Origin of the sequence: Streptomyces sp. NPDC087263 (assembly GCF_044744645.1) — a bacterium.
GTDB lineage: Bacteria > Actinomycetota > Actinomycetes > Streptomycetales > Streptomycetaceae > Streptomyces.
The window spans coordinates 1,094,850-1,110,149 of record NZ_JBIUYT010000001.1 but is presented as its reverse complement, the minus strand read 5'-3'; the positions used below and the strand labels follow the sequence as shown (position 1 = coordinate 1,110,149).

18 protein-coding genes are annotated in these 15,300 nt (G+C 70.5%); 12 read left to right on the top strand and 6 right to left on the bottom strand.

Features of this window, described 5'->3' with window-relative positions:
- Position 1: 1 nt before the first annotated feature.
- From ACIPC1_RS04905 to ACIPC1_RS04895, 3 genes are read right to left on the bottom strand one after another with little or no spacing between them, the layout of a single operon-like run.
- Positions 2 to 1,447: an exopolysaccharide biosynthesis polyprenyl glycosylphosphotransferase gene (locus tag ACIPC1_RS04905; RefSeq protein ID WP_402513228.1), complete on the bottom strand. Its 1,446-nt coding sequence runs from the start codon at positions 1,445 to 1,447 to the stop codon at positions 2 to 4.
- The gene (locus ACIPC1_RS04900) at positions 1,444 to 2,640 is read right to left on the bottom strand and encodes a glycosyltransferase (RefSeq protein ID WP_402513227.1); all 1,197 of its coding nucleotides are present in this window, start codon (positions 2,638 to 2,640) and stop codon (positions 1,444 to 1,446) included. The genes ACIPC1_RS04905 and ACIPC1_RS04900 overlap by 4 nt, the downstream gene beginning before the upstream one ends.
- A gap of 40 nt (positions 2,641 to 2,680) precedes the next feature.
- Positions 2,681 to 3,775: a DUF3344 domain-containing protein gene (locus tag ACIPC1_RS04895; RefSeq protein WP_402513225.1), complete on the bottom strand. Its 1,095-nt coding sequence runs from the start codon at positions 3,773 to 3,775 to the stop codon at positions 2,681 to 2,683.
- A gap of 345 nt (positions 3,776 to 4,120) precedes the next feature.
- Here ACIPC1_RS04895 and chpG point away from each other — a divergent pair, with 345 nt between their 5' ends.
- The 9 genes from chpG (at position 4,121) to ACIPC1_RS04850 (ending at position 9,784) form a co-directional block, all read left to right on the top strand.
- Positions 4,121 to 4,360: a chaplin ChpG gene (gene chpG, locus ACIPC1_RS04890; RefSeq protein ID WP_384373680.1), complete on the top strand. Its 240-nt coding sequence runs from the start codon at positions 4,121 to 4,123 to the stop codon at positions 4,358 to 4,360.
- A 229-nt stretch (positions 4,361 to 4,589) separates the two neighbouring features.
- On the top strand, positions 4,590 to 5,378 hold the full coding sequence (locus ACIPC1_RS04885; protein ID WP_402513223.1) for a hypothetical protein: 789 nt from the start codon (positions 4,590 to 4,592) through the stop codon (positions 5,376 to 5,378).
- Positions 5,379 to 5,611: 233 nt separating this feature from the next.
- Positions 5,612 to 5,914 (top strand): hypothetical protein, encoded by a 303-nt coding sequence (locus ACIPC1_RS04880; RefSeq protein WP_384373685.1) that lies wholly within the window; start codon positions 5,612 to 5,614, stop codon positions 5,912 to 5,914.
- Positions 5,915 to 6,054: 140 nt separating this feature from the next.
- Positions 6,055 to 6,249 carry a chaplin gene (locus ACIPC1_RS04875; RefSeq protein WP_384374121.1) on the top strand — a complete coding sequence of 65 codons (195 nt, stop codon included), beginning with the start codon at positions 6,055 to 6,057 and terminating at the stop codon, positions 6,247 to 6,249.
- 242 nt (positions 6,250 to 6,491) lie between these two features.
- Complete coding sequence (locus ACIPC1_RS04870) at positions 6,492 to 6,989, top strand: DUF5949 family protein (protein WP_402513221.1); 498 nt, start codon at positions 6,492 to 6,494, stop codon at positions 6,987 to 6,989.
- Positions 6,989 to 7,573 carry a vitamin K epoxide reductase family protein gene (locus ACIPC1_RS04865; RefSeq protein ID WP_402513220.1) on the top strand — a complete coding sequence of 195 codons (585 nt, stop codon included), beginning with the start codon at positions 6,989 to 6,991 and terminating at the stop codon, positions 7,571 to 7,573. Before ACIPC1_RS04870 ends, ACIPC1_RS04865 begins: the two co-directional genes overlap by 1 nt.
- A gap of 102 nt (positions 7,574 to 7,675) precedes the next feature.
- Positions 7,676 to 8,194 (top strand): hypothetical protein, encoded by a 519-nt coding sequence (locus tag ACIPC1_RS04860; protein WP_402513218.1) that lies wholly within the window; start codon positions 7,676 to 7,678, stop codon positions 8,192 to 8,194.
- 191 nt (positions 8,195 to 8,385) lie between these two features.
- Positions 8,386 to 8,934 (top strand): tyrosinase family oxidase copper chaperone, encoded by a 549-nt coding sequence (locus ACIPC1_RS04855; RefSeq protein WP_402513216.1) that lies wholly within the window; start codon positions 8,386 to 8,388, stop codon positions 8,932 to 8,934.
- A complete protein-coding gene (locus ACIPC1_RS04850) occupies positions 8,918 to 9,784 on the top strand; it encodes a tyrosinase family protein (protein WP_402513214.1) in 867 nt (288 codons plus the stop codon). Before ACIPC1_RS04855 ends, ACIPC1_RS04850 begins: the two co-directional genes overlap by 17 nt.
- 72 nt (positions 9,785 to 9,856) lie before the next feature.
- Here the strand turns inward: ACIPC1_RS04850 and ACIPC1_RS04845 are convergent, their stop codons facing one another.
- The gene (locus tag ACIPC1_RS04845; RefSeq protein ID WP_402513212.1) at positions 9,857 to 10,144 is read right to left on the bottom strand and encodes a chaplin; all 288 of its coding nucleotides are present in this window, start codon (positions 10,142 to 10,144) and stop codon (positions 9,857 to 9,859) included.
- Between the two features lie 184 nt (positions 10,145 to 10,328).
- On the opposite strand from ACIPC1_RS04845, the gene ACIPC1_RS04840 reads away from it, so the two are divergent.
- Positions 10,329 to 10,871, top strand: coding sequence for a DUF2087 domain-containing protein (locus ACIPC1_RS04840; RefSeq protein WP_402513210.1), 543 nt, complete (start codon positions 10,329 to 10,331; stop codon positions 10,869 to 10,871).
- A 119-nt stretch (positions 10,872 to 10,990) separates the two neighbouring features.
- Here the strand turns inward: ACIPC1_RS04840 and ACIPC1_RS04835 are convergent, their stop codons facing one another.
- Positions 10,991 to 11,950, bottom strand: coding sequence for a D-2-hydroxyacid dehydrogenase family protein (locus tag ACIPC1_RS04835; RefSeq protein WP_402513209.1), 960 nt, complete (start codon positions 11,948 to 11,950; stop codon positions 10,991 to 10,993).
- Between the two features lie 127 nt (positions 11,951 to 12,077).
- Between ACIPC1_RS04835 and ACIPC1_RS04830 the strand changes: the two genes are divergently transcribed.
- Positions 12,078 to 12,659, top strand: coding sequence for a hypothetical protein (locus ACIPC1_RS04830; RefSeq protein ID WP_402513208.1), 582 nt, complete (start codon positions 12,078 to 12,080; stop codon positions 12,657 to 12,659).
- A gap of 30 nt (positions 12,660 to 12,689) precedes the next feature.
- Positions 12,690 to 13,415 (top strand): YcnI family protein, encoded by a 726-nt coding sequence (locus ACIPC1_RS04825; protein ID WP_402513206.1) that lies wholly within the window; start codon positions 12,690 to 12,692, stop codon positions 13,413 to 13,415.
- A gap of 366 nt (positions 13,416 to 13,781) precedes the next feature.
- Here the strand turns inward: ACIPC1_RS04825 and ACIPC1_RS04820 are convergent, their stop codons facing one another.
- A complete protein-coding gene (locus ACIPC1_RS04820; RefSeq protein WP_402513204.1) occupies positions 13,782 to 15,191 on the bottom strand; it encodes a Cys-Gln thioester bond-forming surface protein in 1,410 nt (469 codons plus the stop codon).
- Between the last annotated feature and the right edge of the window lie 109 nt (positions 15,192 to 15,300).

The window sequence follows — 15,300 nt, the reverse complement described above, 5'->3', positions numbered from 1 at the left end:
CTCAGCTCCCCGTCGGACGTACGAGCGCGGCGGCCGTGCGCAGCAGGATGCAGATGTCCTGCCACAGCGACCAGTTGTCGATGTAGGCGTTGTCGAACCGGCAGCGGTCCTCGATGGAGGTGTCACCGCGCAGCCCGTGGATCTGGGCCAGTCCTGTGATGCCGGTCCGCATCCGGTGGCGGGCCGCGTAACCCGGGTAGGTCTGGCTGAACTTCCCCACGAAGTAAGGGCGTTCGGGGCGCGGACCGACCAGGCTCATGTCACCCCAGAACACGTTCCACAGTTGGAGCAGCTCGTCCAGCGAGGTGCGCCGCAGGAAGTGGCAGAACCGGCTCATCTCACGTTCGTTCGCCACACTCCAGCGGGTCGCGGCCTCGTGCGCGTCGACCGGGCGATGGGTGCGGAACTTCAGCAGGGTGAAGGGGCGCCCGTCCTTGCCGATGCGCTCCTGCCGGAAGACCACGCCGGGCCCGTCGCTCAGCCGCAGCACGACCGCGCACACCAGCAGCAGCGGGCTGACCAGCAGCAACAGCGTCCCGGAGACGGCGACATCGAGCAGCCGCTTGCCGATGCTGCCACGGCGGCCGGGGGCGGACAGCGGTCGACAGGAGAACCCCGCGAGCCGGCCGTGCAGCCCGTGCGTCCCGCTGTCGTACGACGGCGAGTCCGCGTCGATCTCCCACACCACGCAGCCCGCCTCGGCCAACGCCCGCAGCAGCGGCCCGCGTTCGCCGCCGGACTTCACCACGAGCGCGACCCGCACACTGTTCTGGATGAGGGCCCGCTGCACCTCCTCGCCGGTGGTGAGGACCGGCAGCCCGTCCCCTCCGGTCGGCTGGTCGGCGACGATACCCACCGGCCGCACTCCGCAGGCCGGATGGCGCAGGAAGGCCGCGGCCACCCGCTGAGCCGTCGCGGCCGGACCGATCACCAGGGCGGCACCGGGGCGCAGCACGAGGGCCCTGCGCCGCCGCCAGTGCAGCGCGCCGCGGCCCGCGCAACTCGCCGCCGACTGCATAACGCAGCCCACGGCCAGGGTCCGGGCGGACAGCGCGCCGGCGGGGAAGAGCGCCGCGAGCAGGGCCGCCGGCACGCACCAGGCCACCGCGATCCGCGCGCAGACCGCGGGCAGTTCGTCCAGTACGGCGGGCACGGGCTCGGCGCGGTACAGCGACGCGTGCGCGTTCAGCCAGACCACCCCGAGCACCAGCGCGAGGACCAGCAGCGGTTGGCGCTGGGTCTGGGTGAGCGCAAGGCCGGCCAGCAGCGCCGCACCGCCGTCCACGGCGAGCAGCGGCAGCCTTGAAGCCCGCCGCAGGGAAGGCCGTTGTCCGGCCGGGAATCTGAAGCCGTCGGCGACCCCGCGAGGAGGGATGACCGAGACGGGCGAGAATCCGTACTCCCGGGGCTGTCCGCCCGGGGAGGGAACGGTGCTTTCCGCAGTCACGAGTGGATGGGCTCCCTGCACTCGGTGGGTTCCCCGCTCGCGGTGTCCACGCCGAGCCTCGGAGTGAGCAGCTCGCGGTAGACGTCCGCGACCGCGTCGGCCGTACGGCGCACGTCGTGCGTGGTCAGTACGTGGCGGCGTCCCTGATGGCCGAGGGACTCGCACAACAGCGGGTCGGACAGCAGTTCGGAGATGGTGTGGGCGAGCGGGACCGGCGCCTGCGACGGCACCAGACAGCGCTCGCGGAGGTCCGGCGGCAGGCTCTCCCGGGCGCCGTCCACGTCGGTGAGCACCACCGGGCGCCCACAGGCCATGGCCTCCAGCGGTGCCAGCGCCATGCCCTCCCAACGGGACGGCAGCACCACCAGATCGGCGGCCTGATACCAAGGGACGGCATCCTCGGCGGCCCCGGCGAACAGCACCCCGCCGGGCGCCCCGGCCCGCAGTGGCTCGGCGTCCGGCCCGTCCCCGACCAGCACGAGCCGGGCCGCGGGCACCCGCCGGACCACCTCGGGCCACGCCTGAAGCAGGACCTCCTGCCCCTTCTGCCGGCACAGCCGCCCCACACAGACCACCAGGGGCGTCGCCGGCCCGACCCCCGCTTCGGCGAGCAGCGGAATACCGGCTCGTACGGTGTCCACGGCCGCGGGGTGAAAGCGTGCCGGATCGATCCCGTTCGGGATCACGCACCAGGGAGCGTGCACTCCGGCGCGTACGCCGGTATCGCGCTCCGCTTCACTGACACACACCACCCGGGAGGCCCAACGCGCCCCCCACCGCTCCCACTTCAGCGCGAGCCCCGCGGTGACCCCGCCGACGGCCTCGAACGACCAGGCGTGCGGCTGGAAAACGGTCGGCACCCGCCCGCGCACGGCGAGCCGGGCGGCCAGCCCGGCCTTGGCGCTGTGCGCGTGCACCAGATCGGGCCGCACCTCCGCGACGAGGCGCCCGAGTCGCCGTACCTCCTGAGGCAGCGATGGCCCCGGCGCACGTGTCGCCTGCCAGTCGCGTACGTCGCCGCCGAGCGCCCGGAGGGTTCGGGCGAGGTCGCTGCCGCCCGGGCATGCGACGGTGACGTGCGTTCCGGCGGCGAGCTGCGCCTTCACCAGGTCCGTCACCACCCGGGCGACACCGCCGTCGACCGGCTGGGTGATGTGCAGGACCCGCGACGGAGGGTCGGTTGACAGTTGCATGCGCGGTTCCTCGCTCACGGACGGCGCGCGGGCGCGCGCGTCACTGCTTCGCGTCGACGGCGGTGAACAGTGCCCCGACCCACGCCGTGTCCCGCTGCGAAACGAGCCGGAAGGTCAACTGGTCACCCCCGCGGCGGATCCCCTTACCAAGTTCGAGAACGTCCGAGTCGTAGCCGAGCGTGTTCGGATACGCCGGAACCCGCTCGATCGCGTCAGGACCCGGTTCGCTGATCGTCGAATTGAGCACGTCGTCACGAGGGTTGGCCCGGTCGGCAAGCACGGTCGGCCCACCGCGTCCGGTCGACACGGTCAGCGAGTCGCCCCGGCTCCCGCGGTCGCCGTTGTAAGCGACAAGCCCCGCACGCCCCGCGGCCCCCTCGGGGAACCGCAGCCCGCGCAGCCGGATCACCTGGTCCTCGCGCGGGCCGAGCGAGTCGAAGCCGTCCCACATCGCCAGCTGCCGCAGCGGCTCCGACTGCTTCTCGTACGCCACCATCAGCGTCCAGCCGCCCCAGGCCCCCGCGGCGGAGCGGCCCATCGCCACATTGACCTGGGCCACCGTGTACAGCCCCGAACCGTTCTCCCGCACCAGCTTCGTGACGTCCGCCGAGGCCTGGAACGCGTCGGCGCCGCGCGCCACCCGGTGCCCGACCACGCTGTCCGCGAGCACGGCCTTGTACTCGCCGTCGGGCTCCGCGATCAGCACCCGCCCGTTGTCCTTCGCCGGCTTCTGCTCACCGACCTTGAGGTTGCCGCCCCAGTACAGCCGCGCGTACGTGACCCGCGCGCCCTGCGGCAGACGGACCTCGCCGAGGCTGGAGTTGTAGGTGTTCGGGTCCTTGTCTACGTCGACGTAGAACATGTCGAAGTCGCTGTTCACGCCCTTTTTGCCGGCGCGTGCGGCGGAGCAGGACGGCGACGGCCGGGTGAGCGTCGCGCGGCAGCTGATGGAGGAGTTGGCCGCCCGGACGATTCCGCCGTGCTGCAGTGCGCGGTAGCGCTGGGTGAAGGTGACGCTCTCCGCCTCGGCGGCAGACGGCGCGGCCGTCGCGGGGCAGCCCGGTGCCAGGAGGGTGGCGAGGACAGAGCAGCCGACCATCGCACGGCGCAGCAGAGGACCCGGGGAATTACGCATGACCGGCGGTGCCCTTTCGGGGGAAAAGGTTCTGGACCAGCGGACGTCCGGAGCGTTCGGTGGACTCCGGATCGACGGAAATCTGCAGATCACATATGTGCGCGTTGACTCCCCGTCTGTTTGCGACGTCTTGTGAGGCCTGCTGCCACGCGGCCTCGGGAGGAACGCAACACTAGCCGCTATCCGTATTTATCGGTGAAAGCTGACAAGTGTGTCGGAATGGTGAAGTCGGGCAGTTTTGGAGATCACTCTTTCGGAGGCACAACCCGCGTGCGTGCCGCGCGTTGATTCCAGAGCCGGGCATCCCCGCCCGGATGTTGTGTCGATTTCAAGGAGCACTTCTCCATGTCGCGTATCGCGAAGGGCCTGGCCCTGACCTCCGTTGCCGCCGCCGCCGTGGCGGGCACCGCCGGCATCGCCGCCGCCGACAGCGACGCACACGGCGCGGCCGCCCACTCCCCGGGCGTCCTGTCGGGCAACGTCCTGCAGGTCCCGATCCACGTCCCGGTCAACGTCTGCGGGAACACGATCAACGTCATCGGCCTGCTGAACCCCGCGTTCGGCAACACCTGCGTCAACGACTGAGGTCAACGCGGACCTTCTGCCGGCCGTCCTCCCCAACGGGAGGGCGGCCGGTTCGCGTTGCCCCGAATGGTGGGAGGCGGGTCCCTTCTCCCGGTAAGCGCCTCACCAGGGAGGACACCCGCGCCAAGCACGCAGGCCCGCTACGCAGGGCATTCGATCGGTTGCAGACGGCGATGACCACTTCCACGGTGAGCACAAGGTCCGAACGAACCATCGAAGGGAACCATCCATGCGTGCTCTGCCCGCACGGCGCATCGCGTCCTCCGCACTCTGCGCCACGCTTCTGCTCGGGATCGCCGCACCGGCCGCCGTGGCGGCGGACAGCGACTCGGCGCGTGGCCGCACCTCTGCGGCGGCGGCGCCCGTCCCGGGCGCGGACGCGCTCCTGGCGCAGGTCCAGTCCCTGGCCGACATCGGCGGCGTACTGAAACCGGTCACCGATCTGCTCGACGCCGTGCTCAAGGCGGACAACGGCCAGCTCTCCGCCGACCAGGCGGCCACACTCGGCCAGGCCGTGAAGGACGCGATCGCCAAGCTCACCGCGGCGGTTCCGGTGACGCCCCCGGTGGCGGTCCCCGATGCGCCGGCCGTCCCCGCGGCGCCTGCGCTGCCTGCCACCCCGGCCGTCCCCGCGCTGCCTGCCGCTCCGGCGTTGCCTGCCGTGCCCGCGCTGCCCAAGAACGCCGGGGACCAGGACGACGACAAGGCTCCCGGTGCGAGCGGTTCCCGTGCCGCGGCTCCCGCGGACCTGAAGGCCGACGCGCTCGCCGCCCTGCAGAAGGCGGTCGACACGCTGCTCGCGGCGGTCACCTCCGGCGATCCCGCCGGAGTGGTCCCCGCGGCGACGGCCGTGGTCACGGGACTCGTCAACCTCATCGTCGCCGTGGTGCTCGGCGGCGGCCTGCCCGTGCCGGATCTGCCCGGTCTGCCGAGCCTGTCCTCACTGCCGGCGGTTCCGGCGGCCCCCGCTGTTCCGGCGGTTCCGGCCCTCCCGGCGGGCGGTCCTCTGCCCTCCTGAGTACGGGGAGCGGTGCCTGAGGCGAAGCAGTCGCCCCCCCCGCCGTCGTGCCGACCGCTCCGGTCGGCACGGCGGCTGTTTTGCATTCGCTCTTATATGAATGCGACGCGCCGTTCATTCGGGTGGGGTGCAGGAAACTTCTGCACACAGGGTTTCCGTCGCGTCGGGTCCTCGTTAGCCAGGGCGTATACACATTCCCTCTGGTGACATGAGTTGCCGAAGAAAGGAACACGATGAAGTCCCTGAAGGCCGCCGCTGTCGTTGCCGGGTCCATCGCCATTGCTGGTGCCGCCGCGCCCGCCTTTGCCTACGAGGCATCCGACGTCACCCCCACCAGCCTCAACGGCGCCCTGGAGACCATCACCAGCCAGCGCTCGCTCAGCCTGGAGGACGTACAGCCCCTACAGCACCAGTCGGACGCGCTCAACACCGAGAACGCGAGCTCACCGCTCGGCGCCGTGAGCAGCGCGACGGACGCGCTCAACTCGGCCGGTGGCCCCACGGCGCTCCTCGGCGGACTTCCCCTCCAGGGCTGACCGGAGCTAATCAGCTCATTTCATCGCGTGTCTTTTCCGCGAGGCCTGCTGACATCTCCATACGCTGGAGTAAATCTCCAAGGAAAGGTCTGAAGATGAACACTGCCAAGAAAGCCGCTCTGATTATCGCCACCGCCGGAATGGCCGCTGGTGCCGCTTCGGGCAGCGCCTTCGCCGACGCCGGTGCGCAGGGTGCGGCGGTCAAGTCCCCGGGTGTCCTCTCGGGCAACGTCGTTCAGGTCCCGGTGCACGTTCCGGTGAATGTCTGCGGGAACACGATCGACGTCATCGGTCTGCTGAACCCGGCGTTCGGCAACACCTGCGTCAACAAGTGACGTCGTACGCGGGCTGAGTCGTACACAGGCTCCAGGGCCGATTCCGCACCTTGCGGAGTCGGCCCTTCGCGTTGTCGGCTGTGCGTTGTCAGTCGTGGGTTCCCGCTGTGGACTTTCGCTGTGGGCTTTGTGCTGTGGGTTGTTCGAAAAACGTCCCTCGTTCGTGTGGTCGGGCGGGCGGTTGTCGCCCGGTCGGGTGACAAAGGGGCGGCCCCGTTCGGGTGCGTCGATAAGGTTCCGCGGTGACCTCAACCTCAAGCGAAACGCGCCCTTTCCGGGCCGCAGATCTCGGCACGCTCGCCGTGATGGCCTTCAGCGGTGACGCCCCCGACGGCGACATGCCGTATCTCCTCGCCTACTCCCTGGGTGACAGCGAGGGCGGTCCGGAGGCCACCTCGGCCGCCATCGAGCGGCTGTTGAGCGACAACGGTCTGCCCGTCGGCGACACGCTCCTCGACGGTTCGCGGTACCCGAGCCTGCCGCTCACCCTCCTTGTCGAGGCCGACCAGGCCGTCGTCACGATGCCGTCCCTCAACGCCCAGTGCGTCGTTCCCCCCGAGTGGCTCGCGGCGGTCGGCAAACGCGGCTACGCCTACTTCCTGTTCGCCACCCGCGCCTGGCCCGTCGCCGAGCCCGGCAAGCCCGTCGATCCGGAGAACCTGGCCGCCTTCGCGGGTGACGAGGAGACCCTGAACAGCGCCGCGCACGTCCTGCTGCCCGCGCGCCGCCTGCGCGGCTGATGACACGAACCGCGGGCGGCGGCCGCGCGCTCGCCCTGCTGCTGGTGATCACGGGGGCCGCGGGTCTGCTGGCCTCCTGGGTCATCACGATCGACAAGTTCAAACTGCTGGAGAACCCGGACTTCGTGCCCGGGTGCAGCCTGAACCCGGTCGTCTCCTGCGGCAACATCATGAAGAGCGACCAGGCCGAGGCCTTCGGGTTCCCCAACCCGATGCTGGGCCTGGTGGCGTACGCCATCGTCATCTGCGTCGGTGTCGGTCTGCTCGCCGGAGCGGTCTTTCCGCGCTGGTACTGGCTGGTCTTCGACGCGGGTACGTTGTTCGGCGTCGGATTCTGCACCTGGCTGCAGTTCCAGTCGCTCTACCGCATCAACTCGCTGTGCCTGTGGTGCTGTCTGGCGTGGGTCGCCACGATCCTCATGTTCTGGTACGTGACGTCATTCAACGTACGGAAGGGATTCCTGCCCGCGCCGGGCTGGTTGAGAGGATTCCTCGCCGAATTCACCTGGGTCCTGCCGGTGTTGCACATCGGCGTCATCGGAATGCTGATCCTGACCCGATGGTGGGACTTCTGGACGAGCTGACTATTGGGCTCGTTGGGGGAATCTTGCGCTGATGAGGATCTCAGGATCGTTACGCGGTACGGACGCTGACCCCCCCGAATCCTGAAAGGGACCGTACCTGAAATGAAGTCGACCACTCGAGGAACTCTTGCCGCTGTCCTGACCGGCGTCGCGGCAGCGGTGGGTGCCGCCGCCGCGACCCCCGCCGTCGCGGCCGGGACGGTACCTGTCCCTGTACCACTGGACGGGGTGGAGAGTGCCCTCAACATGCAGCTGCCCAAGGTCTCCGGGCAGCTGCCGGTACCCATGCCGGGCAGCCCCGACGGCCCCCGGTACGTCGAGGGTCGGCTGCTCCCCGAGCGTGCCCTGCCGCAGTTGCCGGTGGGTGCCGGGCTGCCCGGGGCGGACGTACACACGCCCCTTCCGCATGTCCTCGGGGACGGCTTCGACCACCTCGGAGTCGGAGCGCCCGCCGCCGACCTCCGGACCCTGACCCCGGGGCTGTCCCTGGACACCCCGCTCACGCCGCCGAACCCCGACAACTTCGGCCTGCCGGAGCTGAAGCTCCCTCAGGTCGCCGTACTGACACCGCTGCTGCAGACGGTGCCGGGCGCGAACGTGGTCATGGGGTCGGGGGCGTAACGGCGATACGGGACGAGGCCCGGGTGGCCGGCCCGGGCCGGCCACCCCGCACCGGCGCCACCCCGCGACCGATTCCGACCGACACCGACCGCACCCGGCTGGTCCAGCTGATCCGCTCATCCAGCTGATCTGACTCATTCGGCTCATTCGGCTCATCCGGCTCATCCGGCTCATCCGGCGAGGAGAGAACCATGTTCGTCAACAGAGTGCCGAGCAGAGTGTCGAGCGCGGTGTCGGTGAGGGCGGTGGCGCCGATCGTCCCGGGGAGTGCGGGGCGGCCGGGCCGCCTGGTGGGCTCACGGCGCGGGACCCGGCGGGACGTCGTGCGCGGCCTGCTCGCGTCGGCCGTCGCCGTGGCGCTGACCCCGGTCGTCGCGGCCTCGCGGCCCCCGCATTCTCCTCGGCCCACTCGCCCCGAGGACCTCTCGTTCGACGAGATGTACCGAGGGCGCCATCTTCTTGGCGCGAAGACCGGTATGGGTGGCCGCGCCGCGGTCGGCGGCGGTGAGTGGCAGATCACCGTGGACGGCCGGCCGCTGCACCTGATGCGCCGCGCGGACGGCGGCTACCTGAGCATGGTGGACCACTACCGGTCGTATCCGACAGCCCTGGCCGCGGCCCGCGCGGCCGTCGACGAACTGGGCCCCTCGGAGCAACTGCGCGGCATGGGCGCGGAGGGGAGTGACACCGAGGGGACCGACGCGGAGGGGGGTGGCCACGCGCATGGTGTACACGCGTAAGGACGTCAGCACGCTGACGCGCGCGGAGCGGCGTCGCTTCGTCGGCGCGCTGCTGGAGGTCAAGCGCAGGGGCGAGTACGACGAGTTCGTGCGCACGCACATCGAGTACTACGTCTCGGACGGCGAGGGCGGGCTGCGTACGGCCCACATGGCGCCCTCCTTCTTTCCCTGGCACCGACAGTTCCTGCTGGACCTGGAGCGGGCGCTGCGCCGCGTGGACTCCGGGGTGAGCGTGCCGTACTGGGACTGGACGCGGGACCGTACGACGTCGTCCGCGCCGTGGACCGCGGACCTGCTCGGAGGCAACGGGCGGCGCTCCGACCGGCAGGTCATGACCGGGCCCTTCGCCTACGCGCACGGCACCTGGCGGATCAGGGAGGCGGTGACCGACGGGGAGTTCCTCACCCGCGAGTTCGGCCGCCCGCAGGCGCCGATCGAGCTGCCCACGAAGCGTGAGCTGGACTCCGCTCTGGCAGATCCCGTCTACGACACCGCGCCCTGGAACTCCACGTCCTCCAAGGGGTTCCGTAACCGGCTCGAAGGGTGGGGGTCGAGGTCCGGGCCCGGGGCCTGGCGCAACCACAACCGCGTGCACCGCTGGGTCGGCGGGCACATGCTCGGCGGCGCCTCGGTCAACGACCCCGTCTTCTGGCTGCACCACGCCTTCGTGGACCTTCAGTGGTCCCGCTGGCAGAAGCGGCACCGGGGCGCGCGTTATCTGCCGGCGCGGCCGCCCGGGCCGGGCGACGAGCAGTACGAGCGGATCGTCGCGCGGCACGAGAAGCTGCCGCCGTGGGACGTGACGCCGGACGAGCTGGAGGACCACAGCCGGATCTATCGGTACGCCTGAGCATCTGTCGGTAAGTGTGAGAAGGCCCCCGGCAGTGACTACTGCCGGGGGCCTTCTCGTACGTGCGTCGGGTCAGCTGCCGTAGCCGCTGGGGCCGTGGTGGCCGCCCTTGTCGTGGTCGCCGTTGTTCACGCAGGTGTTGCCGAAGGCCGGGTTCAGCAGACCGATGACGCTGACGGTGTTCCCGCACACGTTGACCGGCACGTTGATCGGGAGCTGGACGACGTTGCCCGACAGGACGCCGGGCGAGCCGACGGCCTCGCCCTGAGCACCGGCGTCGGCCATGGCCAGACCGGCTCCGCTGAGCACCACGGCACCCGTGCCGAGAGCGACACCGGCTACCTTCGCGATGCGAGACATCACGTTCTCCTTTGACTCGGGGAGTGCGACCGCTCGACCGCGACCGCACTCCCCTTCAACGCGCTCACCCACCACTGGTCACGGCTGGTCGCGGCGTTCATCAGGCGATCGCCTCAGGGCATGCGGTGGGCACGGGCAGAAAATCGCTTCGGCTCGCGGTGTGCCTTCACATAGCCTGCCGGGCATGCCAACCGACCAACTGATCGGCCTGTTCGCCGAAGAGACCAGGGCCCGCGCCTTCGCAGCCGTGGCCCTCGGCGCGGACACCCCCGCGAAGGTGATGGAGAAGGCGGGGCTCTCCCTGAAGGACGCGACCGTGGCGCTGCGACGGCTCCAGGACCAGGGCGCGATCGAGGCGGGCGGTGACGGGGGACTGCGCGTCGCCTACGACCGCTTCAGGGAACTCGCCCGCTCCGCGCAGGTGCCGTCCACCGAGGATCACGGCTCCGGGGACGAGGGCACCGAGGCGGTCCTGCGGACCTTCGTGCGCGATGGGCGACTGGTGCGGCTGCCGGCCCAATGGCAGCGCAAGCTGGTCGTTCTCCGGTACATCGCCGAACGGACCTTCGAGCCTGGCGTCGAATACCCGGAGCGGACCGTCAACGAGAAACTGCGCGCCTGGTGCGAGGACGCGCCGGTCGACCATGTGACGCTCCGGCGTTATCTGGTGGACCTGCATCATCTGCGGCGGCAGCGCGGCTTCTACTGGCGGCCTGCGGAGGTGTGAGGCCCGGCATGCGTAACGGGTGAAGCCGTTCAGCGGAAGAAGGGTACGGGCGAAGCCGTCCAGCCCGAGAAGGGTACGGGCGAAGCCGCTCAGCCCGAGGAGAGTTCGGGCGAAGCCGTTCAGCCCAAGAGGCGTACGGGTGTGCCCGCGAGGAAAGCTTGGATGTTCTCGACCGCCCCGCTGTAGTACGCCTCGTAGTTGGCGCGTGACACATAGCCGAGGTGCGGGGTGGCGAGCAGGCGTGGGGCCGAGCGCATCGGATGGTCGGCGGGGAGCGGCTCGACGTCGAACACGTCGACGCCCGCTCCGGCGATCCGGCCCTCGTACAGGGCGGCGAGCAGCGCGTCCTGGTCGACGATCGCCGCGCGTGAGGTGTTGACGAGGTAGGCGGTCGGCTTGAGGAGGGCGAGCTCCGCGGCGCCGATCAGACCGCGGGTGCGGTCGCCGAGCGCGAGGTGGACGGAGACGAAGTCGCTGCTCGCGAGCAACTCCTCCTTGGAGGCGGCCTGCTCCACCCCGACCTCGTCGGCGCGCTCCTTGGTGAGATTCTGGCTCCACGCGCTGACCCGCATGCCGAACGCGAGGCCCACCTGCGCCACTCTGCCGCCGATCTTCCCGAGCCCGAGCAGGCCGAGCCGACGGCCGTGCAGATCGGCGCCGACAGTGCTCTGCCAGGGGCCTCCCGTACGCAACGCCTCGTTCTCCGTGACGAGCCCCCGCGCGAGGCCGAGCAGCAGCGCCCAGGTCAGCTCGACCGGGGGAGCCGAGGAACTCGGGGTGCCGCACACGGTCACGCCGTGCGCCTCGGCGGCCGCGTAGTCGATCACCGTGTTGCGCATCCCGGAGGCGACCAACAGCTTCAGACGGGGCAGCCGGGCCAGTAGAGACGCCGGGAAGGGCACCCGCTCGCGCAAGGTCACGACGATGTCGAAGTCCGTCAGCGCGGCCGCCAGCGCGTCCTCGTCGGCGAAGTGCCGGGCGAAACCGACGATCTCGACCTCGTCCGCGACCGGTGACCAGTCGGCGACCTCGGTCGCGACGCCCTGATAGTCGTCCAGCACGGCACAGCGAAGTCGCATGTCAGGTCCCTTCCAGGCTCAATCGGACCCTACCCGAGCGAGGGAAGGGCGCCGGGGCGGGACCCCTGGAAGCGGCTCCTCCGGAAGCCGCGACGGCTGCTCGCTCGCCATGGCAGTCTGTGCACCCATGAGAGCGTCCCTGGCGGTACGGAGCCTGCGCGCGGCGGTGTTCGCCGTGCTGTGCGTCCTGCTGGCCGCCGGGGGGCACGGGCTGGCGACGGGCGAGGCGCCGCCCTTGTGGGCGGACGGTGCCGGGGTCCTCGTTCTCTTCGCGGCCGGCTGTCTGCTGAGCGGCCGGGAGCGGTCGCTGGTCGGCATCGGTGGCGGGATGCTGGCCGCGCAGGCCGCACTGCATCTCGGGTTCGAGGCCGCCCGGCCGTCCATGGCGATGCACATGCACGGCGCGCACATGACGCACCAGCACGCCATGACGTCCCACGCCAACGCCGCCCACCTGACGGCCGCTCTCCTTGCGACCTGGTGGCTGCGGCGCGGCGAGGCCGCACTGTGGTCGCTGCTGCGCCGGGCGGTGACGCTCGTGCCCGGGCTCGCCGCCTGGTGGCGGGGGCGGACGGGGCCTTCCCGCGCCCGGGCGCACTGGAACGTCGTAGACCGGAACACGGCCGAGCCGCGGCCACTTCGGCAGGTGCTGCTGCGGCACGCCGTCTCCCGCCGGGGACCGCCCGCAGGGCTCGTGTACACGCCCTGACCTCATCCCCACCAGTACGGAGCTTCCCTGATGTCCCCCATACGCACCACCCTGCGCCGGGCCGGCCTCGTCGCCGGTCTCACCTCGGCCGCGGTCCTGGCAGCCGCGGGCGCGGCCTTCGCCCATGTGACGGTCCACCCCGAGAGCTACGCCAAGGGCGCCACGGACGGTGTTCTGACCTTCCGTGTCCCCAACGAGGAGGACACCGCCAGCACCACGAAGGTGCAGGTCTACCTGCCCACCGACCATCCGGTCCTGGGCGTTCTGGTCACTCCGCAGGAGGGCTGGACCGCACAGGTCACGACGACCAAGCTGAAGACGCCCGTCAAGACGGACGACGGCTCGATCACCGAGGCCGTCTCGGAGATCACCTGGACCGGTGGCAGGATCCGCCACGGCGAGTACCAGGACTTCAACGTCGCCTTCGGTCAACTTCCTGATGACGTGAACCAGTTGACCTTCAAGACGCTGCAGACCTACTCGGACGGCAAGGTCGTCCGGTGGATCGAGGAGGCGGAACAGGGCGGAGAGGAGCCGGAGAACCCGGCGCCGGCGCTGACCCTCACGGCCAAGCCCGCGGCCGACTCCGGAGAGACGGCGTCATCGACCTCGGACTCGGCTTCCACCGCCGAGAGTTCGACATCGAGCAGTGACTCGACCGCTCGTGGCCTGGGCATCGCCGGCCTGGTCGTGGGCGTCCTCGGCCTGCTCGCGGCCGGATTCGCCCTCGTGCGCGTTCGCGCCGCCCGCTCCTAGGTCCTGTCGTTACCTTCCCGTCGTCGCCCGGAGGGCGGCCTCGCGCCCGCTGCGGCAGCAGCCTGTGTCGCAGTAGGTGCGTGCTCTCGGTGTGCCGGGCGTGGGCCCTCGTACTGGACGTACTTGGGTCTGCGCCCGGTGCGGCGAGAGTGCGTGCATGGCGTCGCAAGGCAGACGGGAATGTGACGACAGGACCTAGCCCGCTTGCGACTGCCGCCCCCGCCGACCTCAACTCCCGTCGGCGGGGGCGGACCGTCCACTGCTGCTCCACCTCGGCCGACCGCCAGTACGCCACCGCCGCGACCCGGACGGCGAAGCCCGGACGCGGCGGTCACTCACTGTTGAGTTGCCAAGGTGGTGTGTCGCTCAGTGCCGCTCCGGGGCGTTCTTCTTGTTGACGAAGATCAGCGCCGCGCCGCCGACCACGACGAGGGCGATGGCTATGCCGCCGATGATCGGGGTGGCACTGGAGCTGCCGGTTTCGGCGAGATCCGTGCCGTCGCTGAAGGTACTGGCCGACGTGGCCGGGCTCGGCTCACTGACCGTCTGGGTCGTGACATCGCTCGCGCTGCCCTGTGTCTCGCAGTCGAGCATGCCGGTGAACCGCTGCTCGAAGCCGTTGTCGCCCTTGGCCGTGAAGTCGTACGCCTGGTCCTCCTGGAGCGTCACCGTCACGGTCCGGGACTCGCCTGCCGGGATCGTGTGCTTGATCCCCACCAGCTCGAAGGTGAACGCCTCGTCGCCCTGGTTGGCCGCCGTGATGTCCAGTCCGCCCCTGGCGCAGTTCTTCTCGGCGGACAGCGCGGGTATCGCGCCCTCCTTGGCCCAGTTGGCGGTCGCGGTCGCGGAGACCGTCGACTCACTGGAGCCGGCGAGTATCTGGGTCTGGCTGCGGGTCTCCGAGGCGAAGGCACGCCCGACGGGCACGGTCGTCGACGCCTGCACGGTCAGCGAGGCCGAACCGTCCGTGCTGTCCTTCGGCACGTCGAAGTAGAGCCGACTGCCGTCGGCCGCGGAGGTGGTCACCTTGCCGTCCGCGCCCACGATCCGCACTCCGCTGATGGCGGCGTCCGCGGGCGGCGTCACCGTGACGCTGTCCGCGTTGGTGTGCACCGTGACCGGGCCGAGCTTCTCGCCGGCGTGGCCGGAGACCGCGGACGAGTCGAGGGTCAGCGAGGCCGCGGGCTCCGCCAGGTTCTGCGCGTTCTTCTCCAGGTAGTCCGCGAGCTTCTCCGCCGGCGGGTTCACCGCGTCCACGTCGGCGCCGTCCGAGTACCGCCAGATGGCCACCTGGGTGCCGGCCGCGGCGTCCTGCTCGGTGAGCCCGCTCGCCCCGGCCTTCTGGGCGAGCGCCGCGAGGTTGTTCACCTGCGGATAGGAGTTCTGCAGGATCCAGCGGATCCTGCCCGCATCCGCGTTGCCGTTCAGCGAGGTGCCGCTCCAGGAGGTCTCCTGGTACTTGGCGTCCTTCTGCGTCGGGTTATGGAGGTCGATGCAGTAGGTCTGGAGGGTGCCGCCGTTGTCGACGGACATCTCGAACAGGCCCGCGGACACCTGTAGGTCTTCGCCGTTGTCGTGTATCACGGCGGACCCGTAGGTCTTCAGGCCGCCTATGGTGGCCGTCGCGCCCCCTTGGCTCTGCGGCGTCTCGTCGGCGACGGCCGTACCCGCGGCGGCCATCGCCCCCGCGGCGACGAGCCCTGACACCAACGTCGCGGCGGCGAGGCGAGCTGCCCCTCGCCTGCGCGCGGACAACGCAGCGAACGAAAGAAACACAGAATCCCCTTCGAGCAGGACCCGTTGACATGGGGGGACGGTCCCGCCAGCAGAATCAGAAGCCCAGTGATCCATGAGCTATGTCCGGCATCCTAAGGACGCGGCGCAC